This is a genomic window from Corynebacterium sp. 32222D000AT, assembly GCF_053546955.1.
The window spans coordinates 63,143-82,254 of the sequence record NZ_JBPPVW010000010.1 but is presented as its reverse complement, the minus strand read 5'-3'; the positions used below and the strand labels follow the sequence as shown (position 1 = coordinate 82,254).

General features: G+C 66.3%; 19 protein-coding genes. 7 read left to right on the top strand and 12 right to left on the bottom strand.

Features of this window, described 5'->3' with window-relative positions; all coding sequences use genetic code 11:
• The first annotated feature begins 166 nt into the window (after positions 1-166).
• The 4 genes from ACEE23_RS07670 to ACEE23_RS07655 are packed head-to-tail and all read left to right on the top strand — an operon-like array spanning position 167 to position 3,313.
• Entirely contained in the window at positions 167-1,603 is a 1,437-nt protein-coding gene (locus ACEE23_RS07670; protein ID WP_368520659.1) for a CCA tRNA nucleotidyltransferase, read from the top strand.
• Positions 1,603-2,199, top strand: coding sequence for a YqgE/AlgH family protein (locus tag ACEE23_RS07665; protein ID WP_368520660.1), 597 nt, complete (start codon positions 1,603-1,605; stop codon positions 2,197-2,199). Before ACEE23_RS07670 ends, ACEE23_RS07665 begins: the two co-directional genes overlap by 1 nt.
• A 56-nt stretch (positions 2,200-2,255) precedes the next feature.
• Positions 2,256-2,981, top strand: coding sequence for an AzlC family ABC transporter permease (locus ACEE23_RS07660; protein ID WP_368520661.1), 726 nt, complete (start codon positions 2,256-2,258; stop codon positions 2,979-2,981).
• Positions 2,981-3,313, top strand: coding sequence for a branched-chain amino acid transporter permease (locus ACEE23_RS07655; RefSeq protein WP_368520662.1), 333 nt, complete (start codon positions 2,981-2,983; stop codon positions 3,311-3,313). Before ACEE23_RS07660 ends, ACEE23_RS07655 begins: the two co-directional genes overlap by 1 nt.
• On the opposite strand, the gene ACEE23_RS07650 is transcribed toward ACEE23_RS07655, so the two are convergent.
• From ACEE23_RS07650 to ACEE23_RS07635, 4 genes are all read right to left on the bottom strand, one after another.
• Positions 3,310-3,648: a hypothetical protein gene (locus ACEE23_RS07650; RefSeq protein ID WP_368520663.1), complete on the bottom strand. Its 339-nt coding sequence runs from the start codon at positions 3,646-3,648 to the stop codon at positions 3,310-3,312. The genes ACEE23_RS07655 and ACEE23_RS07650 overlap by 4 nt on opposite strands.
• 34 nt (positions 3,649-3,682) lie before the next feature.
• A complete protein-coding gene (locus ACEE23_RS07645; protein ID WP_368520664.1) occupies positions 3,683-4,660 on the bottom strand; it encodes a bile acid:sodium symporter family protein in 978 nt (325 codons plus the stop codon).
• A gap of 54 nt (positions 4,661-4,714) precedes the next feature.
• Positions 4,715-5,059 (bottom strand): Rieske (2Fe-2S) protein, encoded by a 345-nt coding sequence (locus ACEE23_RS07640; RefSeq protein ID WP_141759337.1) that lies wholly within the window; start codon positions 5,057-5,059, stop codon positions 4,715-4,717.
• Between the two features lie 207 nt (positions 5,060-5,266).
• Positions 5,267-5,737 carry an SdpI family protein gene (locus tag ACEE23_RS07635; RefSeq protein WP_368520665.1) on the bottom strand — a complete coding sequence of 157 codons (471 nt, stop codon included), beginning with the start codon at positions 5,735-5,737 and terminating at the stop codon, positions 5,267-5,269.
• A 214-nt stretch (positions 5,738-5,951) separates the two neighbouring features.
• Here ACEE23_RS07635 and ACEE23_RS07630 point away from each other — a divergent pair, with 214 nt between their 5' ends.
• Both ACEE23_RS07630 and ACEE23_RS07625 read left to right on the top strand, forming a co-directional pair.
• Positions 5,952-7,190, top strand: a complete 1,239-nt coding sequence (locus ACEE23_RS07630; protein WP_368520666.1) for a dicarboxylate/amino acid:cation symporter — start codon at positions 5,952-5,954, stop codon at positions 7,188-7,190.
• Between the two features lie 69 nt (positions 7,191-7,259).
• The gene (locus ACEE23_RS07625) at positions 7,260-9,251 is read left to right on the top strand and encodes an MMPL family transporter (RefSeq protein WP_368520667.1); all 1,992 of its coding nucleotides are present in this window, start codon (positions 7,260-7,262) and stop codon (positions 9,249-9,251) included.
• A gap of 89 nt (positions 9,252-9,340) precedes the next feature.
• On the opposite strand, the gene trpA is transcribed toward ACEE23_RS07625, so the two are convergent.
• From trpA to ACEE23_RS07590, 7 genes are all read right to left on the bottom strand, one after another.
• Complete coding sequence (gene trpA / locus ACEE23_RS07620; protein WP_368520668.1) at positions 9,341-10,198, bottom strand: tryptophan synthase subunit alpha; 858 nt, start codon at positions 10,196-10,198, stop codon at positions 9,341-9,343.
• Between the two features lie 2 nt (positions 10,199-10,200).
• Positions 10,201-11,418 (bottom strand): tryptophan synthase subunit beta, encoded by a 1,218-nt coding sequence (gene trpB, locus ACEE23_RS07615; protein WP_368520669.1) that lies wholly within the window; start codon positions 11,416-11,418, stop codon positions 10,201-10,203.
• A gap of 45 nt (positions 11,419-11,463) precedes the next feature.
• Complete coding sequence (gene trpCF / locus ACEE23_RS07610) at positions 11,464-12,900, bottom strand: bifunctional indole-3-glycerol-phosphate synthase TrpC/phosphoribosylanthranilate isomerase TrpF (RefSeq protein ID WP_368521423.1); 1,437 nt, start codon at positions 12,898-12,900, stop codon at positions 11,464-11,466.
• Entirely contained in the window at positions 12,890-13,915 is a 1,026-nt protein-coding gene (gene trpD / locus ACEE23_RS07605) for an anthranilate phosphoribosyltransferase (protein ID WP_448871453.1), read from the bottom strand. The genes trpCF and trpD overlap by 11 nt, the downstream gene beginning before the upstream one ends.
• A 65-nt stretch (positions 13,916-13,980) precedes the next feature.
• Complete coding sequence (locus ACEE23_RS07600) at positions 13,981-14,592, bottom strand: glutamine amidotransferase-related protein (protein WP_368521424.1); 612 nt, start codon at positions 14,590-14,592, stop codon at positions 13,981-13,983.
• Positions 14,589-16,133 carry an anthranilate synthase component 1 gene (locus ACEE23_RS07595; RefSeq protein ID WP_448871455.1) on the bottom strand — a complete coding sequence of 515 codons (1,545 nt, stop codon included), beginning with the start codon at positions 16,131-16,133 and terminating at the stop codon, positions 14,589-14,591. Before ACEE23_RS07595 ends, ACEE23_RS07600 begins: the two co-directional genes overlap by 4 nt.
• 233 nt (positions 16,134-16,366) lie before the next feature.
• The gene (locus tag ACEE23_RS07590; RefSeq protein WP_368520674.1) at positions 16,367-16,747 is read right to left on the bottom strand and encodes a YbaN family protein; all 381 of its coding nucleotides are present in this window, start codon (positions 16,745-16,747) and stop codon (positions 16,367-16,369) included.
• Between the two features lie 232 nt (positions 16,748-16,979).
• On the opposite strand from ACEE23_RS07590, the gene ACEE23_RS07585 reads away from it, so the two are divergent.
• On the top strand, positions 16,980-18,458 hold the full coding sequence (locus tag ACEE23_RS07585; RefSeq protein ID WP_368520675.1) for an NAD-dependent succinate-semialdehyde dehydrogenase: 1,479 nt from the start codon (positions 16,980-16,982) through the stop codon (positions 18,456-18,458).
• 87 nt (positions 18,459-18,545) lie between these two features.
• Here the strand turns inward: ACEE23_RS07585 and ACEE23_RS07580 are convergent, their stop codons facing one another.
• Positions 18,546-18,701 (bottom strand): hypothetical protein, encoded by a 156-nt coding sequence (locus ACEE23_RS07580; RefSeq protein ID WP_368520676.1) that lies wholly within the window; start codon positions 18,699-18,701, stop codon positions 18,546-18,548.
• Positions 18,702-19,112: the final 411 nt, after the last annotated feature.

The window sequence follows — 19,112 nt, the reverse complement described above, 5'->3', positions numbered from 1 at the left end:
GCGCCGGCGCGAGCGGCCGCGGCCCCCGCGACGGGAGGAGCTGGAACCGCTCCCGCCTGCCGTGGCAGCCGCAGGCTCGCCGCCGGGCGCGGCGTTGGTGTTGCTGGCCTTCGGGCTGGCCTCGTTGTGGTTAGTCATCCTGGTTAATCGTAGTAGACTAACGTGCGTGAATTTTCAGGACACTCAGCTAATTGGCGTTATGGCGCGGGCAGAATCCGCGATTGCCCAACTCAGTGACCTGTTGAGCGGGCTCGTGGAGCGCTTCGCGCAGCGAGGCTTTCCGCTCTACCTGGTAGGTGGTTCCGTCCGGGACGCCCTTTTGGGGCGCCTGGGCAATGACCTCGACTTCACCACCCCAGCCCGCCCCGACGTCGTCCAGGAGATCTTGGAGGATTACGCCGAGAAGGTCTGGGACACCGGCATCGCCTTCGGCACCGTCTCCGCGGTCTACCGCGGCCAGCAGATCGAGATCACCACCTTCCGCGCGGACTCCTACGACGGCGACTCCCGCAACCCGGAGGTCGTCTACGGCGACACCCTGGCCGGGGACCTAGTTCGCCGCGATTTCAAGATCAACGCCATGGCGGTCGAGCTCAAGGCCGACGGCGGCCGCGAATTCCACGATCCGCTGGGCGGCCTGGAGGATCTCGTCGCCGGGATCATCGACACCCCGGACGCGCCGGAGATCTCCTTCCACGACGATCCGCTGCGCATGCTGCGCGCCGCCCGCTTCGCCTCCCAGCTGGAATTCCACGTCGCCGACCGGGTCTTCGGCGCCATGCAGGACATGGCCGGCGAGATCCGGCGCATCACCGTCGAGCGCATCCGCGTCGAGCTGGACAAGCTGGTCGCCGGTACTGCGCCGTGGGTGGGCATCGACCTGCTGGTCGATACCGGGATCGCCGAGATCGTCATCCCCGAGATCCCCGCCATGTGCATGGCCCCGGACGAGCACGCCCAGCACAAGGACGTCTACGCCCATTCCCTGCAGGTCATGCGGCAGGCGATGGATCAGGAAGAGGACGGACCCGACCTGGTCCTGCGCTGGGCGGCGCTGCTGCACGACTGCGGCAAGCCGGATACCCGGGACACCACCGGCGGCAAGGTGACCTTCCACCACCACGAGGTGGTCGGCGCGAAGCTGGTGCGCAAGCGCCTGCGCGCGCTGAAATTCCCGAAGGCCATGACTCAGGACATCGCGCAGCTGGTCTACCTGCACATGCGCTTCCACGGCTTCGGCGAGGGGCAGTGGACGGATTCCGCCGTGCGCCGCTACGTCACTGACGCCGGCGCGCTGCTGCCGCGCCTGCACAAGCTGGTGCGCGCGGACTGCACCACGCGCAACGAGCGCAAGGCGCGCCGCCTGCAGCGGACCTACGATCACCTGGAGGAACGCATCCAGGAGATCCAGGAGAAGGAAGACCTGGCCCGCGTGCGCCCGGACCTGGACGGCAACGAGATCATGGAGATCCTGGGGCTGCAGCCGGGGCCCGAGGTGGGCCGCGCGTGGTCGTTTATGAAGGAACTGCGCCTGGAGCAGGGCCCGCTGCCCCGCGAGGAAGCAATTGCAAAGCTACGTGCTTGGTGGGAGTCTGGTAGTTAATGTACGCGGACCGACTATTTAATGCCCTCGAACGCAACGACCCGGAGCCCGGCCAACTGCTGGTCGCCGCCCCGGGCATGTTCTCTGCCGAGTTTGCCCGCTCGGTTATCCTCATCATCCAGCACGACGACTACCTGACCTTCGGCGTGAACCTGACGACCCGCAGCGAGCTGGCGGTCTTCAACGTGCTGCCCGAATACCTGCCGGTGGTCGCCAAGCCGCAGGCCCTCTACATCGGCGGCCCGCTCAACCAGCAGTCCGTGGTGGGCCTGGGCATGACCAAGCAGGGCGTGCGCTTCGAGGATCACCCGCAGCTCAGCCGCCTGGCCCCGCGGCTGGCGCACGTGGACATGCGCGCCGACCCGGAGTTTTTGGCGCAGACCCTGGACGGGATGCGGCTGTTTGCCGGCTACGCCGAGTGGGCCCCGGGCCAGCTGCAGCAGGAGATCGACCGCGGCGACTGGTTCGTCGCCCCGGCCCTGGCCCATGACGTGTTGACTCCCGGCCCGGCCGACCTGTGGGCGGACGTGATGAAGCGCCAGCCGATGCCGCTGCCGCTGTATTCCACCTTCCCCGCCGACCTGGATGATAATTAGAATTTTTATCTCCATTCTCGGGGGCGGGTGGGCGTCGCCGCCGCTACGATAAGCGCATGCACGCTGATGTTCGCCAGGGATTGAAGGACACCTGGACCGTAGCCTTGGGCCTGGTTCCCCTGGGCCTAGCCTTCGGTGTCCTGATCGTCCAAACCGGCTTCGACTGGTGGTGGGCGCCTATCTTTTCGATCGTCATCTATGCCGGCTCCATGGAGTTTTTGGCCATCAGCATGGTCACCTCCGGGGTCGGCCCGCTCTCGGCGGCGCTGACCGGCTTCATGGTCAACTTCCGCCATATCTTCTACGGGTTAAGCTTCCCCCGCCACCGCATCTCTTCGGTGGGCGGGAAGGTCTACTCCACCTACGCGCTGACGGACGAGACCTACGCGATCGTCTCGGCACTGCCCCACGACTCCGCCCTGACCGGGCGGCGGATACTTACCATCCAGCTCTTCGCCCAGTTCCTCTGGGTCGGCGGCGGCGTGGTGGGTGCGCTGGCGGGCCAGGCCATCCCGGACAACGTGCAGGGGATTGAATTCGCGCTGGTGGCCCTGTTTGTGGTGCTGGCGCTGGATTCCTTTCGCAACAACCCGGACTTTTCCCTGCCGGCGGTCGCCGCCTTGCTGGGCATAGTGGCGGTGGTTATCACGCCCAACCAGGTGCTGATGGTCGCGCTGATCGCCTATTTCCTTTTCCTGCTGGCGCGCGTGTATTCCCCGCGCTTCGATGAACTCATCGAGTGGCGCCGCGGGCCCCACCGGGCACAGGGAGGTGAACGCTGATGCCAGCTGGCGTGAGCCTATCCATGATCCTGGCCGTGCTCATCCCGGTCTGCGTGGTCACGGTCCTGCTGCGGCAGATCCCCTTTAGCTTTGTTAAGGCGCTGCGCGGCAGCGATCTGGTCAGCGTTTTGGGCCGGACGATGCCGGTCGGCGTGATGGTGGTCTTGGTCGTCTACACCATCGTCGGGCAGTCCGCGGCCCCGGGCGGCATCCTGGCCGCCCTGCTGGGCGCGGCCGTCACCGCCGGCCTCCACCTGTGGCGGCGCGAGTCCGGGCTGTCCATCCTGGGCGGCACCGCCGTCTACATGGTGCTGGTGAACTTCGTCTTCTAGAGCCCCGGAAAGCGCAGCTGCGCCTCGACCCAGAGGGACTCGAAATCCGCCGCGGCGAGGTACTCGGCGTCGATGTCCGGGTAGGACGCGTAGGTATCCGGGTGCGGCACGGTGCTGTTGGGCTTGTCGATGCTGCCGACGCGCTGGCTGCCGCTGACCGCGCCGGCGATCTGCCCGTCCGGGGTTTGTGCGATGAGTCGGTGGATGCGGCAGCTGCGGGCGTCGAGCTGCTGCATCTCGGCCACGTGGATGGCCGCGCCGGCGCCCGGGATGTGCAGCGTGGTCTTGACGTAGAGCAGCGCCTTGTCGCTCTCGGAGTTCTCTGCGGAAGTCATGGCACCCAAGTCTAGTGCCTAGCCTTCCCGGTGTTTAACGCGCCTCGGCCGCGGGGTCTTGCCGGGCGTAGCGGGCGGCCAGCCACGAGCAGACCATCAGCTGGACCTGGTGGTAGATCATCAGCGGCAGGATCAGCAGCCCCAGCTGCCCGCCGCCGGTGGCGAAGATGACCGAGGCCATCGGCAGGCCGGTGGCCAGGGACTTCTTCGAGCCGCAGAATTCGATGGCGATGACGTCGGGGCGTGCGAAACCCAGGCGCGCGCTCACCCAGCGGGTCAGCCACAACACGGCGCTGACCAGCACGACGGCGAAGACGATGAGGAATAGCAGCTGGCCCACCCCGATATCGGACCAGATCCCGCCGACCACGCCGGAGGAGAAGGCGGAGTAGACCACCATCGCGATGGAGCCGCGGTCGACCACCTTCGTGGCCTTGTGGGCGGCGAAGTTCTTCACCCAGCGGCGGGTCAGCTGGCCCAGGACGAAGGGCATGAGCAACAGGAGGGAAATCTCCAGAAAGACCGAGGAGTCGATGTGGATGCCGTGGCCGGCGCCCATGCACAGCATCACCAGCAGCGGGGTGAGGATGACTCCGGCGAGGTTAGACAGCGAGGCTGAGACGATGGCCCCCGCCACGTTGCCGCGCGCGATGGAGGTGAAGGCGACCGAGGACTGCACCGTGGACGGGACCAGCGTCAGGTAGAGAATGCCCAGGTAGAGCTCGTCGCCCACGACGAAGGACAGGGGCCGCAGGGCCATGCCGATGAGCGGGTAAAGCACGAAGGTAGCCGCCAGGATGGTCAGGTGGAGCCGCCAGTGCTGCAGGCCCGCGAGCGCCTCCCGGGTGGATAGTCGCGCGCCGTAGAGGAAGAAAAGCAGCGCGATCGCGATGTTGGTGAGTACCGCGAAGACCTCGGCGAACTGCCCTCGGGCGGGCAAGACGATCGCGATAAGGACCGCCGTGATGATCAGGACGATGAGCGGATCTAGTCGGCGCAGTGCGTTGAGCATGTACCGCAGTTTACGCCCCGCCTCCCCCTCGGCGGCGGGGTTTCACGTGAAACCTTAGACGGTCTTCACGGTGGTTCCGTCGTCCTCGACGGAGATCTCCTCGAGCGGATCGCGGCCGGGTCCGGAGACGACCGAGCCGTCGGTGATGTCGTACTCGGTGTAGTGGGAGGTGCAGATGACGTGGGAGCCCTCCACCTCGGTAATGGGGTTGCCCTGGTGGGGGCAGGTCTGCGAGTAGGCCTTGAAGAGCCCCTCCTCCGGCTGGGCGAAAATCACGTTGTCGACGATGACGGCGGAGCCGACCGGGATCTCGGTGGCGGCGATCTCCGCCGAGGCCTGCTTGCCGCAGGCGGCGAGGTAGGCGCCAGCGAAGGTGGTGGCGGTCCCGAGCAGGAACATGCGACGCGAACACTTCATAGTCATGCCCCCTACTCTATCCCTCGGCCGGCGGGGAGACTATTTACGGCAGGCTATCCTTCCGTCGCCTCGGGCCCCACGCGGGCAACGCGAGAGACAAAAACACCCACCACAAACATTGCGTCACAGTGACAATAGTGGTGGGTGCTGCGGGTCTAGGCCGCGGCGGGCTATTCGACCGGGGATCGGCTACTGATCCGCGCGGTTGGCCGCCTGGCGGACAGCGTCGAGATCGATCTGCGCGGGCGCGGCTTCCGCTGCGGTATCGCTGCCGCAGCCGCCGGAGCCGCAGTTGCAGCTGTCGCCGCAGCCCTCGTCGGCGTTGTTGGCCTGGTCCCACAGGAGCGCCGAGCGCGCGCCCAGGTTGGCGCCCACCGACAGGGTAATGACGGCGATGATGGCGGTTGCCACCGGGATGAGCCACATCCAGCCGGTCGCGGTCAGGGCGACGATCCCGCCGAAGGCGAGCGCCACTCCCCCGAGGAACCAGACGGGGCCGGCGACGGCGTGCGCGGCATCCCAGGCCTCGCGGGACTTGCGGACCTCCTCGACGCGCAGGCCCACCACCGAGTTGCCCGGCAGTTTGCGGGTGGTGGCCAAGGCTCCGACCACGATCAAGACCGCGGCGAGGATGAGGATGACAATACCGATAACGACCATGCCTCATATCCTAACCCGCTGGGCCGGGCGAGCAGCAATTCTCGGCGGGTGCACTTAGCCATCCCCCCTTCCGGCGGGGCATACCCGTTGGGTACACTTTAATTCAGGTCGGTCTATAGAAAATATTTAGCGATTGGCCCGCTGTCTTTGAAAGTCTCATCCTGCGCACCGCGGAAACGCCGGGGCGCGGGATATAAAAATAGTTAGTGACATCATGAAATTGAAAACACTGAGCCAAAACTTGTTGTTCCGGATCGCCGTAGCCATCGTGCTGGGCATCGGCTTAAGCTTCGTCGCGCCGGAATGGCTGGGCCGGGTCTTTGCCACCTTCAACGGGTTGTTCGGCAATTTCCTCAACTTCTTCATCCCCGTCCTCATCTTCGCGCTTATCGCCCCCGCCATCGCCGCGCTCGGCCGCGGGGCCGGCAAGTGGCTCGGGATCACCGCCGGCATCGCCTGGGGTTCGACCATCATCGCGGGCCTGCTCGCCTACGGCGTCTCGATGCTGGTGTATCCGTGGATGCTGGCCGGCCAGACCATCGATACCAACGTCTCCGATATTGATGCCGGTGCGCTGGAGCCCTACTTCGAGGTCGAGATGCCCGCGCCCATCGAGGTCATGACCGCCCTCCTGCTGTCCTTCTGCATCGGCGTGGCCATGACCCAGGTCAAGTCCGACAACCTGTACAACGTCACTAAAGAGCTCGAGAACGTAGTGGTCAAGGTCATCTGGGGCTTTGTCATCCCGCTGCTGCCGTTCTATATCTTCGGCATGTTCTTGGATCTGGGCATGAACGGCAACCTCGTCGACGTGCTCGTCGCCTTCGGCAAGGTCCTGCTGCTCTCGGTCGCTATGACGCTGGTCTACCTGGTCATCCAGTACCTGATCGCCGGCGCTATCACCGGCAAGAACCCGTTCAAGGCGCTGAAGAATATGCTGCCGGCTTATGCCACCGCGCTGGGTACCTCCTCCTCGGCCGCCACCATCCCGGTGACTCTGGACAACGCGCTGAAGAACAACATCTCCAAGCCGGTGGCCAGCTTCGTGGTCCCGCTGTGCGCGACCATCCACATCGCGGGTTCGATGATCAAGCTGATGCTCTACGCCTTCGCCATCATCTACCTCACCGGCATGGACGTCAGCTTGGGCGCGGCCATGGGCTTCATGCTCTTGCTGTCTATCACCATGATTGCCGCCCCGGGCGTGCCGGGCGGCGCGGTCATGGTGGCCGTCGGCCTGCTGAGCCAGAACATGGGCTTCGACGACAACCTCGTCGCGCTGATGATCGCCGCCTACATTGCTGTCGACTCCGTCGGCACCGCGGCCAACGTCACGGGCGACGGCGCCATCGCGATGATCGTGGACAAGTTCGCCCGCGGCAAGGTCAACGCGGAGGGCGAGCCCGCTGACGCCGAGGCCGCGCGCCCGGTCGCCCAGGAGGAGCGCCCGTAGTCCGGGTCCCCTAGCCCAGCTCGGCAACGCTGTTATGCTGGGTAAATGACCAATCATCGAATACGCATATTGCGTTGGATTTCCCTCGTCCTGCTGGTCCTGGGCCTGGGCGTTAGCGCCCTGGGCGGCGTGGACCAGCCGGAATCCGCCACGGCCACCGCGCCGTCCGGCATGGATTCCACCCAGGTGGCCGAGTTACAAGAAAAATACTCGGCTCAAAACTCTGAGGGCGAGTCCGGCAGCACCGCGCTGGTCTACCTCAAGTCCGCGGAGCCGCTGGACCTGCCCGCCCTTAAGGAAGTGACCTCCCAGTGGGGTGAGGCGCTCATCCCCAGCGAGGACGGCACCGCCGCCCTGCTGCCCGTCACTGTGAATGCGGGCACCGCCTCGGAAAACGCCGAGGAGGTCGAGAAGCTCCGCGCGGATATTAACGCGGAGATGCCCGCGGGCGTTTCCGCCCAAGCCACCGGCCCCGCCGCTATCCAGGCGGATCTCGCCGGCGTCTTCGAGGGCGCGAACTTCCTGCTGCTGGGCGTCACCACGGCCATCGTCGCCTTCCTGCTCATCGTGACGTACCGCTCCCCCATCCTGTGGATCCTGCCGCTGGCCGTTATCGGCGTCGCCGACCGCACCGCAGCCACCGCGTTTACCTATGTGCTGGACGCCTTCGGCCTGTCCTGGAACGAGTCCACGGCCGGCATCCTGTCGGTGCTCGTCTTCGGCGCGGGCACGAACTACGCGCTGCTGCTCATTTCCCGCTACCGCGACGAGCTGACCGGGACCGCGGACCGCTTCACCGCGATGGCGCGGGCGTGGACCCCGACCGCCAAAACGGTCTCCGCCTCGGCGGCCACCGTCATCGTGGGCGTGGCCTGCCTGCTGTTGTCCTCGGTGCCGACCACCCAGGGCCTGGGCGCGGCCGCCATCGTCGGCATCTCGATCGCTTGGCTCTTCGCGCTTTTCGCCCTACCCGGATTCCTGGCCCTGTTCGGCCGGTGGATCTTCTGGCCGCGCATCCCCCGGGAGGGCGACACCCCCAACCACGGCGTCTGGGCGAAGGTCGGCTCCTGGGTTAACCAGCGCCCGCGCAAGGTCGTGGCCGTGGCCCTGCTGGTGCTCGGCCTCTGCTGCACCGGCTATTTCCAGACCAACACCGGGCTGATCCAGTCCGAGCAATTCATCGACACCCCGGAGTCCATCACCGCCGCGGAAGAACTCAGCCGCGACTTCCCGGATCAGTCGGCCACCCCACCGGTGGTGGCCACCCAGGACGTGGACCGCACGCAGGAGCAGCTTGAGCAGCTGGGTGCGAACGGCCGCGAACAAGGCAGCGTCGACGGCTGGACCCTCCTGCAGGTCAGCGGTGCCGACTTCGCGGAGTTGCGCGGCGAGCTGGATGGGGCGCTCGTGGGCGGCCCGGACGCGGAGCTCGCCGACGCGGAGACCGCAGCGGCCGAGGACCGGCAGCTCATCTTCCCCCTCGTGCTGGTGCTGATCTTCGCCGCCCTCGTGGTCATGCTGCGGGCCTTGGTGGCCCCGGCCATCATGATTGCCTCGGTCCTGCTGACCAATATCGCGGCGCTGGGCCTGGGCTGGTGGGTCTCCCACTACGTGCTGGGCTTCAACAATTTCGATTCCACCACCCCGCTCTACGCCTTTGTCTTCCTCGTCGCCCTAGGCGTGGATTACACGATCTTCTTGGTCACACGCGCCCGCGAGGACTCCGCCCGGGAGGGGACGGCGTCCGGTATCTACACCGCCTTGGCCGCGACCGGCGGGGTTATCACCTCGGCCGGTGTCCTGCTGGCCGCGGTCTTCGCCGCCCTGGGCGTCCTGCCGCTGGTGGTGCTGGCCCAGATCGGCGTCATCGTGTGCATTGGCGTGCTGCTGGACACCCTCATCGTGCGAACCCTGGTCGTGCCCGCGGTGGTGCAGCTGCTGGGCGAGCGCTTCTGGTGGCCGGCCCGCCCGGCAAAGAGCGCGGGCGGGAAGTCTCCTGCCCCGTCTTCTGGTGACGATGCCAATGGTGTTGCCCGGCCAATCAGAAGTAGTAGCGACTAAGAAATGACAAGACCGCCGGTCCTTTTCGGGCCGGCGGTCTTTTTGTGCCTTCTTGCCAGTACTGCCTTGCCAGTACGGCGGGCCAGTTCCTAGCGGCGGGTGGCCGCCTTCATCGCGGAGACGTACTCGTTAAGTTTGGCATCGAGTGCTGCTCGGTCGGTCACGCGGGCCGGCGAGTGCTCGTCGTCCGGATCGGTGCGCTCGACGTATTCGTTGATGATCTGGGTGATGGCGGAGCCGGTGATGGCGCCGGAGGCCCCGGCGGCGATGGCGTCCCGGACGTGCTCGGGCTGGGAGATGCCGAAGCCGAGCAGGACCGGCGGGCCGTCGTGGCGAGCGACGTTGTTCACGACCTCCTCGAGGCCCAGTGTCTCGGAGGAGCGTTCGGTACCGGTCACGCCGTCGCGGGAGATGGCGTATATATAGCCCTCGGACAGGGCCGCCACGCCGGCCAGGGTGGCATCGGTAGCGCGGGCCGGGGCGATGAAGATCGGATCGATGCCGGCCTTCTTCGCGGACTCGGCAAAGGGCTCGCCCTCTCGCACCGGAACGTCCGGCAGGAGAATGGAATCCACGCCGGCGTCGTGGAACTCCGTGTAGAACTTGTCGCGGCCGCGGGTGAAGGCGACGTTGCCGTAGATGAGCATGCCGATGGGCAGCTCGGGGAATTCGGCGCGGACGGTGCGGATGATTTCCAGGGCCTGATCCACCGTGGCGCCGCCGTCGAGGGCGCGGATGTGGGAGGCCTGGATGGTCGGGCCATCGGCGACCGGGTCGGAGAACGGCACGCCTAGCTCGAGCGCGTCGGCGCCGGCGCCCACCACCGTGCGGATGGTGGCGAGGCAGTCCTCGGCGTTCGGGTCGCTGAGCATAATGAAGGGCACGAAGGCGCCTTCGTTGCGCTCCGCGAGGGCGGAAAACATCTTTTCGTAGCGGTTGTCGGTCATGGTTAGTCCTCCTGGTTCAGTTGCAGTTCGGGGTGGGCGCTCAAGGTGGCGCGCACGTGGTCGATGTCCTTGTCGCCGCGACCGGACAGGGAGACGAGGATGGTGATGTCCTCGTCCTTGCGCTTGAGTGCGTAAGCCAGGGCGTGGGAGGACTCGAGGGCCGGGATGATGCCCTCCTTCTGGCTCAGCAGCTGGAAGGCGTGCAGGGCCTCGGCGTCGGTGATGCCGACGTACTTCGCGCGGCCGGTGGCGGACAGGTAGGCGTGCTGCGGGCCGACGCCCGGGTAGTCCAGGCCGGCGGAGATGGAATAGGATTCCTCGACCTGGCCGTCCGCGTTGCGCATCAGGTAGCTGCGGGCGCCGTGGAGGATGCCCACGGTGCCGTTATTAATCGTCGCCCCGTGGTGGCCGGAGTCCAGGCCCTCGCCGCCGGGCTCGGCGCCGACGAGCTCCACGCCTTCCTCGTCGATGAAGTCCGCGAACATGCCGATGGCGTTGGAACCGCCGCCCACGCAGGCCACCACGAGGTCGGGTAGGCCGCCGGTGCGCTCGAGCATCTGGGCCTTCGCCTCGGTGGAGATGACGCGGTGGAATTCGCGCACGATCGTCGGGAACGGGTGCGGGCCCGCCGCGGTGCCCAACAGGTAGTGGGACTCGTGGAAGGTGGCGGTCCAATCGCGCAGGGCCTCGTTCACGGCGTCCTTCAGGGTGCCGGAGCCGGTGTCGACCGGGACGACCTTCGCGCCCATGAGCTCCATGCGGTAGACGTTGGGCTGCTGGCGCTGGACGTCCTTGGCGCCCATGTAGACCACGCACTCCAGGTCGAGCAGCGCGCAGGCCAGAGCCGTCGCCGTGCCGTGCTGGCCGGCGCCGGTCTCCGCGATGATACGGGTCTTGCCCATGCGCTTAGCCAGCAGCGCCTGGCCGATGACCTGGTTGGTCTTGTGGGCGCCGCCGTGGACGAGGTCCTCGCGCTTGAGGAAGATCCGGGCCTTACCGCCCAGCTTGGTCGCCTCGGTCAGCGGGGTCGGGCGGCCCAGGTAGTCCTTGAGGTAGCCGGCCAGCTCCTTGTGGAACTCCGGGTCGTCCATCGCCTCGACGAAGGCGGCCTCGAGCTGGTCGAGGGCCGGGATGAGGGACTCGGGCACGAACTGCCCGCCGAACTCCCCGAAATAGGCCGGGAGGATAGTCTTCTTGGTTTCACGTGAAACTTCCGCCATGGGAATCTCCTTGTGTCTTGTCTGCTTCTGTGTTCTGGTGTGGGTCTAGTTGTTAACGGGGGTTGCTTCGGTGTTGGCGCGGATTACCTGGAAGGCGCGGGCGATGAGCCCGGTGTCCTTGGCTCCCCGCTGGGCCTCGAGCCCGGAGTTCAGGTCCAGCCCGCGGGTGCCGACCGCGAGCGCGGCCGCCAGGTTGGTGTGGTCGATGCCGCCGGCGAGCAGGCTGCGTTCCTTCACCGCGTCGGGCACATCCGACCATCGGAAGGACTGGCCCGTGCCGCCGTGGCCGGAGTCCAGGACCAGAAGGTCCGCCTCGCGGGCGAGGTCTTCGGCGAGGGCGGCGTGCTCGGGGTCGGTCATGGCGACGGCGCGCCAGACCTCCGCTCCCCCGGCCTGCTCCCGGGCCTTGGCGATGAGCGCCCGCTCGGCGTCCAGGCTGCCCTGGTACGGCGCCTGCACCTGGATGGCGTGGACGCCGGGGAGGGCGAGCTCGGCGAAGTTGTCCTCGCGGCGGCTGACAGCCACGTAGTGGAGGCCCGGCTCGGCGTTGATGATCTTTTCCGCGGTTTCACGTGAAACATTGCGGGGGCTGGCTTCCTCGAAGATCAGGCCGCCGTAGCAGGGGCCGGCGGCGCGGGCCGCCTGGGCGTGCTCCGGGGTGGTGAGGCCGCAGACCTTGTGGGTGCCGTAGACCAGCTCGCGGGCCGCGCGGTCCACGTCCGGCTGCGAGGACAGCTGGGAGCCGACCAGGAAGGCGTTCGCGTGCGCGCCCAGGCGGCGGACCGTGGCGTGGTCGCGGATGCCGGACTCGGAGACCACCACCTTGCCCGGGGATACCAGGCTGGCCAGCCGCTCCGTGCGGCTCAGGTCGATGCTCAGGTCGTGGAGGTTCCGGTTGTTGATGCCGATGATGTCGACGCCGAAGTTCTCCGCGCGCTGGACCTCCTCCGGGGTGATCGCCTCGGTGAGTACGTCCAGCCCGAGCTCGTCCGCGAGCGCCTTGAGCTCCGCGAACTCCTCGTCGTTGACGATCGACATCATGAGCAGGATGGCGTCCGCCCCGTAGTAGCGGGCGGCGTAGACCTGGATGGGATCGACGATGAAGTCCTTGCAGAGCACCGGCAGGTGCGTGGACAGAGAGACCGTCTGCAGGTGGTCGTAGTCGCCGCCGAAGTGGTCGGGCTCGCACAGCACCGAGATGCCCGCGGCGTAGCGGGAGTAGATGCGGGCCATGTCCCCGGGGTGGTAATCCGAGCGGATGAGCCCCAACGACGGCGAGGAGGACTTGCACTCCATGATGAAGTGGTTGGTGCCCTTGAGGGACTCGTAGAGCGAGCGCTCGGAGCGCGGCAGCGCGGAGGTATCCACGTGGGCGAGGCGCTCGCGGATTTCCGGCAGGTGCGTCCGGCGGTTCGCCACGATGTTTTCCAACACCGTGGGTAGCGCCCCGGAAGGATTCGCAGAAGAGGGATTACTGGGCATAGTTGGCCTCCTCGTGCTTGGCCAACCATGCGTTGACCTCGCCGGAGGTAATCAGCTGCTGGGCGCGGGCCACGCCGTCGGCGATGGTCTCGTCGTGGCCGTCCAGGTAGAACATGGCGCCCGCGGTGGCCGCGATGGCGTCGAAGTGGGCCTCGCTGCCTTGCCCCGCGAAGACGGCGCGGATGGCGGCGGCGTTGTTCTTGCCCTCGCCTCCAACCAGGTCGGCCAGCTGGTGGCGGCCGATGCCCATGTCCTCCGGCGTAATCTCGTAGTGGGTGATCTCCCCGTCGCGCAGCTCCCAGACCAGCGTGGTGCCGTGGGTGGCGATCTCGTCGGTGCCGGCGCCGTGGACCACCAGGCCGCGGCTGCGGCCGAGCTCCTTAAAGACCTCGGCGATGAGCTGGCCCTGGTCGGGGTTGGCGATGCCCATGATCTGGAATTCCGGGCGGGCCGGCGAGAGCAGCGGGCCCATGGTGTTAAAGAGCGTGGACACGCCCAGCGCCTTGCGCACCGGCTGCACGTGCGCGACGGCCGGGTTGTAGGCCGGGGCGAAGAGGAAGGTGAAGCCGGAGGCCTCGAACTGGCGCACGGCGCGCGGGGCGTCGAGGTCGAGCGGGATATTCAGCGCCTCCAGCACGTCCGCGGAGCCCGACTTGGAGGAGACCGAGCGGTTGCCGTGCTTGACCATCTTCACTCCCCCGGCGGCGGCGACCAGCGACGCCGCGGTGGTGATGTTGATCGTGTTGGCGCCGTCGCCGCCCGTGCCGGCGGTGTCCATGAGGCCCTCGCCCGTGATCGGGAACGGGTAGCCGACCTTGAGGAAGGCCTTGGCCGTGCCGGCCACGTCCGCGAAGGTCTCGCCGCGGGTGCGGATGTGCGTTAGAAGTGCCGCGATCTGGATGTCGTCGTAGTCGCCGACCGCCAAGGGGGCGAAGGCCTCCATGGCCTCCTCCACCGTCGGATCGTAGTTGTCGAGGAACTGCTGCAGAATCTTGCGGGATTCGTTGTTTGCCATGTGCTGGACTCCTTGAGTGATAGTTCTAAGTCTTTAGGGGGTGGTTGCTTCGGGTTAGCATCGCCCTAGTCGGGGCTGAGCCGGGCGATGCACCGCTCCAGGATGAGCGGGCCGGTCGGACTCAGGATGGACTCGGGGTGGAACTGCAGGCCTAGGATGGTGCCCTCCGCGTTATCGGCGGCCATGGCGACCGGCCCGATGGCGGTCTCCGTGGTGGCCAGGGCCCGCAGCGGTTCCGGGAGCTTTCGGCAGCCCAGGGAGTGGTAGCGCGCGACCGGCACGGCCGCCGGGTCCGCGTCGGTGCCCAGCCCAGCGAAGAGCTCGCTGGCAATACCTTCCTCGGTCAGCTGCATGGGAACCGACTGGCCGTGGACGGGGCCGCAGCGCTCGACGTCGCCGCCGAAGTGCTCGCTCAGGGCTTGGAAGCCCAGGCAGATGCCCAGCAGCGGGATGCGGCCGGCGGCGCGCTCGACGAATTCCATGAGGTTGCCCGCCTCGCGTGGGTGGCCCGGCCCGGGCGAGAGGCAGATGACGTCCGGTTGGGTCTTAAGGACCGCGTCGACGTCCACGGTGTTGCGGAAGACGTGCACGTCGTAGGCGCGCAGCGCGTCGGTCAGGTTGTAGACAAAGGAGTCATGGTTGTCGATGACGGCCACGGTGGGGCGCTTGTCGCTCATCGGATAACCTCCAATTCAGCGTGGTGGGCGGTGGCGATGGCCTTCAGCACGGCGAAGGCCTTGTGGACGGTCTCATCGGCCTCGGCCTGGGGCGAGGAGTCCCGCACCACCCCGGCGCCGGCCTGGACGATGGCGCGGGAGCCGCGGATGAAGGCGGAGCGAATGGCAATGCAGTTGTCCATCACCCCGTCGCCGCGGAGGTAGCCCACTGCCCCGCCGTAGGAACCGCGCCGAGTCCCCTCGGCGTTGCGCAGCAGCTCCGTGGCCTTGAGCTTCGGCGCGCCCGAGAGCGTGCCCATGTTCATGCACGCGCGGTAGGCGTCCAGGGCATCGAGGCCTTCGTCCAGCTGGCCCGTCACGCGGGAGACCAGGTGCATCACACGGGAGTAGCGGTCCACCTGCATCAGGGCGGAGACCTTCCGGGTCCCCGGCACGCAGACGCGCGCCAGGTCGTTGCGGGCCAGGTCAACTAGCATGGTGTGCTCGGCTAGCTCCTTGGCGTCCGTGCGCAGGTCCAGCTCATTGCGGACGTCCAGCTCCTCGTTGAGGCTGCCGTCCGGGTTCAGCCCGCGGGGGCGAGTGCCGGCGATGGGATAGAGCTGCAGCTCGTGGGTCTCCGGGTCGTACTTCAAGTTGGACTCCGGGGAGGCGCCGATGAGCTCGTAGTCGCTGCCGCGCACGTAGAACATATAGGGCGAGGGGTTCGCCGCGCGCAGTTCGCGGTATGCGGCAAACGCGTCCGGGCAGGGGATGCTAAAGGCCCGGGCCGGCACGACCTGGTAGATATCGCCAGCGTGGACGTGCTCCTTCATCTGCTCGACGATGCCCCGGAACTCCTCGTCGGTGCGGTCCGCTCGCGCCTGGAAGGTGGTGTTGGGCTCCCCCACCGTGGATGGCTCCCGCAGTAGGCTATCCCTAGCGCCATCGACGCGGCGCACCAGCTCGCCCAGCTGCTGGTCGACCTGGCCCTCATCAACCCCTAACACGTGCAGGTGAGCTTCGCCCCCCTGGTGGTCGACGTGCAGCAACTCCTGGGCCACTATGAACTCGTAGTCCGGGTAGGTGTTGGCGCCGTCCGCGACGGCGGGCAGCTCTTCGAAGCCGGCGAGGTAGTCGAAGGCGAATCCGCCCGCGACGAAGGGAAGCATCCCGTCGCCGTAGCCGGCGTCCGCCTGCAGGGCCCGGAGGACGGAGACCGTTGATTCCTCGCGCAGCCGCTCCCGCTCGTCAATGGCCGTGGAACGGCTAAAGCGGAACGTGGCCTGAGCAGCGGACTCGTCTACTAAACGGTGGGAGAACTGCTCCTTCAGGCGCGAGACGATCTCCTGGCCTGCCGCGGTGAGGGCGGTGGCGGTGACTTCATCGTCCTGGCAGACCACCTTAGCGGCGGCGGTGAGGACGGCCAGGGAGTTGAGGCTGTCCTTGGATTGAATATCCGCGGATTCCAGCAGCAGGCTGTCGTGCGGCGTGCTGAGTTCTTGGAACACGGCCGCCGTGTCGCCGTGAAAAGCCAGCGTCTGGCTGGCGGTTACTAGCGTCATTGAAGACCTCTCTTGCGGGTCGAAGGTGTGGGAGCGGTGGGAATTTAGCTTTACCGCGAGCAAGAGAGGTGCAGAAACACCACTAGGCCCGCGCTAAGCGGACCTAGGACATGACTAGAAGCTGGTGGTCCGCTACGTTAAGCGAGCCACCACCACTGGGCGTTGAGTGTGTTCTGCTTCATGAAACCTATATTAACGTAGAAACTCCGGATGGTGGGAGCGAATCGGGAGATTTATTCATCCCGGGCGGGCTCCTGGGCCTCCGCCGGCCGTAGCCGCCACAGGTGCACGGTCACGCAACTGGCGATGATGATGAAGACTACCCAGACGATGGGCTTGTTGATTAACGCGGCGGAAACGAGGATGCCGATCCACATGATGCTGAGCGTGCGGACCTTGTGGCGGGTACTCATCTGGCCCGACTCGTAGTTGCGGAGGTAGGCGCCAAAGACCCGGTGGTTGTAGAGGTAGCCGTGGAAGCGCTCGGAACTGCGGGCGAAGCAGAACGCGCTCAACAAGAGGAAGGGCGTCGTCGGCAGCAGGGGCAACACCACCCCGATCGCCGCCAGGGCCACGCTTACCCAACCGAGCCCAATGAGTAACGCCTTCCGCATAGTTGCCACCCTAGCGGATGTCCTCCCCCGCTCACCATTCGCCGAAACCGGGATCCGAGCGCGGCCCTCCCGTCCCGCAGGCCACAGCAAATAACGTCACAGTGACTATACGGATGCGGGTAAATGTCCGTGGCTCATCGCCAGCCAAGGGTGTGATCGGGGCCGCACTACTCTAGACAAGTGTAGAGTGGCGATCAGAAGGGAACCTCGATTAGTAGTTTAGGAGTGGGACATGGCAGTTAATGTGGAAGAGCTTCTCAGTCGCGTACCGAAGGGTCTGTTGATCTGCGGGGAGTGGCGCGACTCTAGCGACGGTTCCACCTATGAGGTGGAAAACCCCGCCACTAAGGAAGTTATCGCCACGATGGCCTCCGGCTCCTCGGCGGACGCCCTTTCGGCTTTGAACTCCGCGTGCTCTGTCCAGGACCAGTGGGCCGCAACGTCCCCGCGGGAGCGCGCCGACATTCTGCGCCGCGCCTTCGAGCTCGTCCACGAGCGCGCGGAAGATTTCGCCACCTTGATGACCCTGGAGATGGGTAAGCCCCTGGCCGAGTCCCGCGGCGAGGTTACCTATGGCGCGGAGTACCTGCGCTGGTTTAGCGAGGAAGCCGTGCGCGATTACGGCCACTCCTCCCCCGTGCCGGAGGGTACGCTGCGCATGATTACCCGCCGCAAGCCGGTGGGGCCCTGCCTGCTGATTACCCCGTGGAACTTCCCGCTGGCCATGGCGACCCGCAAGGTCGCGCCCGCCGTGGCCGCCGGCTGCACAATGGTGCTCAAGCCGGCCAAGCTCACCCCGCTGACTGCGCAGTACTTCGCCAAGACCATGGAGGACGCCGGCCTGCCCGCGGGCGTGCTCAACGTGGTTTCCGGGCAGTCCGCTTCCGCGGTTTCCAACCCCTTGCTTGGCGATGCCCGCCTGCGGAAGGTTTCCTTCACCGGCTCCACCGCAGTCGGCCGCTCGCTGCTCAAGTCGGCCTCCCACAACGTGCTGCGCACCTCGATGGAGCTCGGCGGCAACGCCCCGTTCATCGTCATCGAGGACGCCGATATCGACCAGGCCGTCGAGGGTGCCATGGGCGCCAAGATGCGGAACATGGGCGAAGCCTGCACCGCCGCCAACCGCTTCTTCGTCCACGAATCCGTTGCCGAGGAATTCACCCGCAAGCTGGCCAAGCGGATGGACCAGCTGAAGATCGGCAACGGCTTGGACGAGAAGACGACCTGCGGTCCGGTGATTGAGGAAAAGGCTCTCGAGAACCTGGAAAAGCTCGTCGAGGACGCCGTTTCCAAGGGCGCGACCGTGGAAACGGATCAGCGCGCCGTGAAGAAGCCGGGCTACTTCTTCCGCCCCACCGTCTTGAGTAACGTCTCCAGCCGTGCCCGCGTGATGCGCGAGGAAATCTTCGGGCCCATCGCCCCCATCATGACCTTCCGCTCGGAGGCCGAGGTCATCGAGCTGGCCAACGACACCGAGTACGGTCTTGCCTCCTACGTCTACTCTGAGGATCCCGACCGCCTCTGGCGCCTTGCCGACGGCCTGGAATTCGGCCTGATGGGATTCAATTCCGGCGTCATCTCAAACGCCGCCGCCCCCTTCGGCGGTGTCAAGCAGTCCGGCCTGGGCCGCGAAGGCGGCGCCGAGGGCATCGAGGAGTACACCGAGGTCCAGTACCTGGGAATCCGCGACCCCTACGCAAGCCAGGCCTAGCTAGGGCCCAGCCCGGCTCCTTGGGTAAGCAAAAACCGGGGTGGATAGTTGATATCCACCCCGGTTAAGTCTGCTGCGGGCCGGCCCCTAGGCTCGCGAATCGATGCTCGCTTTGACCCGACGCAGGGCGGCGACCATCAGGGTACCGATGGACAGCGCGGTCAGAACTCCCAAGATTCCTGGGTAGCCGAAGTCGTCGACCTCAATGGTGAACCAGACGCTGCAGGCTACTGCCGCTACCATCCACAAGATGATCACGGCGATTAGGGAGCGGAGCAAGAACACGGCCTGCGATCGCCCGCCCCGGGTGAGGCAGAACCAGGTGCAAATGCCAAGAAAGACTGCGAAACTTAGCCCGCAGACTGTAAAGCAGACGGAATAAGGTATTCCGGCCCGCGGAGTGCCGGTGACGTCGGTGAGCCAAGGGGCGACGGTGGAAACTATCGCGGCCGTGCCTAAGCAAGTACACAAAAGAGCCAGGGCGGCTGTTATCAGCAAAACTATTCTATTGACGACGCTCAAAGTGGATCTCCAATTTTCGTTGTTGGGATTCGTATTTTACGGGTGCTTAGGGGGTCGATAGGCGGCAATAAGGGAATTATCGTTAAACCCTGCGCGAGGCGCAGCGGGGCTAACGGAATCCTCCTCGCGACT

Coding starts and splice junctions, on each gene's coding strand:
- ACEE23_RS07590 (WP_368520674.1), bottom strand. CDS start 16,747: ATGCGGAAGGCGTTACTCATTGGGCTCGGTTGGGTAAGCGTGGCCCTG.
- trpA (WP_368520668.1), bottom strand. CDS start 10,198: ATGACCGACAACCGCTACGAAAAGATGTTTTCCGCCCTCGCGGAGCGC.
- trpB (WP_368520669.1), bottom strand. CDS start 11,418: ATGGCGGAAGTTTCACGTGAAACCAAGAAGACTATCCTCCCGGCCTAT.
- ACEE23_RS07595 (WP_448871455.1), bottom strand. CDS start 16,133: ATGACGCTAGTAACCGCCAGCCAGACGCTGGCTTTTCACGGCGACACG.
- ACEE23_RS07580 (WP_368520676.1), bottom strand. CDS start 18,701: ATGGTAGCGGCAGTAGCCTGCAGCGTCTGGTTCACCATTGAGGTCGAC.
- ACEE23_RS07600 (WP_368521424.1), bottom strand. CDS start 14,592: ATGAGCGACAAGCGCCCCACCGTGGCCGTCATCGACAACCATGACTCC.
- ACEE23_RS07655 (WP_368520662.1), top strand. CDS start 2,981: ATGCCAGCTGGCGTGAGCCTATCCATGATCCTGGCCGTGCTCATCCCG.
- ACEE23_RS07660 (WP_368520661.1), top strand. CDS start 2,256: ATGCACGCTGATGTTCGCCAGGGATTGAAGGACACCTGGACCGTAGCC.
- trpCF (WP_368521423.1), bottom strand. CDS start 12,900: ATGCCCAGTAATCCCTCTTCTGCGAATCCTTCCGGGGCGCTACCCACG.
- ACEE23_RS07635 (WP_368520665.1), bottom strand. CDS start 5,737: ATGGTCGTTATCGGTATTGTCATCCTCATCCTCGCCGCGGTCTTGATC.
- ACEE23_RS07650 (WP_368520663.1), bottom strand. CDS start 3,648: ATGACTTCCGCAGAGAACTCCGAGAGCGACAAGGCGCTGCTCTACGTC.
- ACEE23_RS07585 (WP_368520675.1), top strand. CDS start 16,980: ATGGCAGTTAATGTGGAAGAGCTTCTCAGTCGCGTACCGAAGGGTCTG.
- ACEE23_RS07665 (WP_368520660.1), top strand. CDS start 1,603: ATGTACGCGGACCGACTATTTAATGCCCTCGAACGCAACGACCCGGAG.
- ACEE23_RS07630 (WP_368520666.1), top strand. CDS start 5,952: ATGAAATTGAAAACACTGAGCCAAAACTTGTTGTTCCGGATCGCCGTA.
- ACEE23_RS07640 (WP_141759337.1), bottom strand. CDS start 5,059: ATGTTCCTGCTCGGGACCGCCACCACCTTCGCTGGCGCCTACCTCGCC.
- ACEE23_RS07645 (WP_368520664.1), bottom strand. CDS start 4,660: ATGCTCAACGCACTGCGCCGACTAGATCCGCTCATCGTCCTGATCATC.
- trpD (WP_448871453.1), bottom strand. CDS start 13,915: ATGGCAAACAACGAATCCCGCAAGATTCTGCAGCAGTTCCTCGACAAC.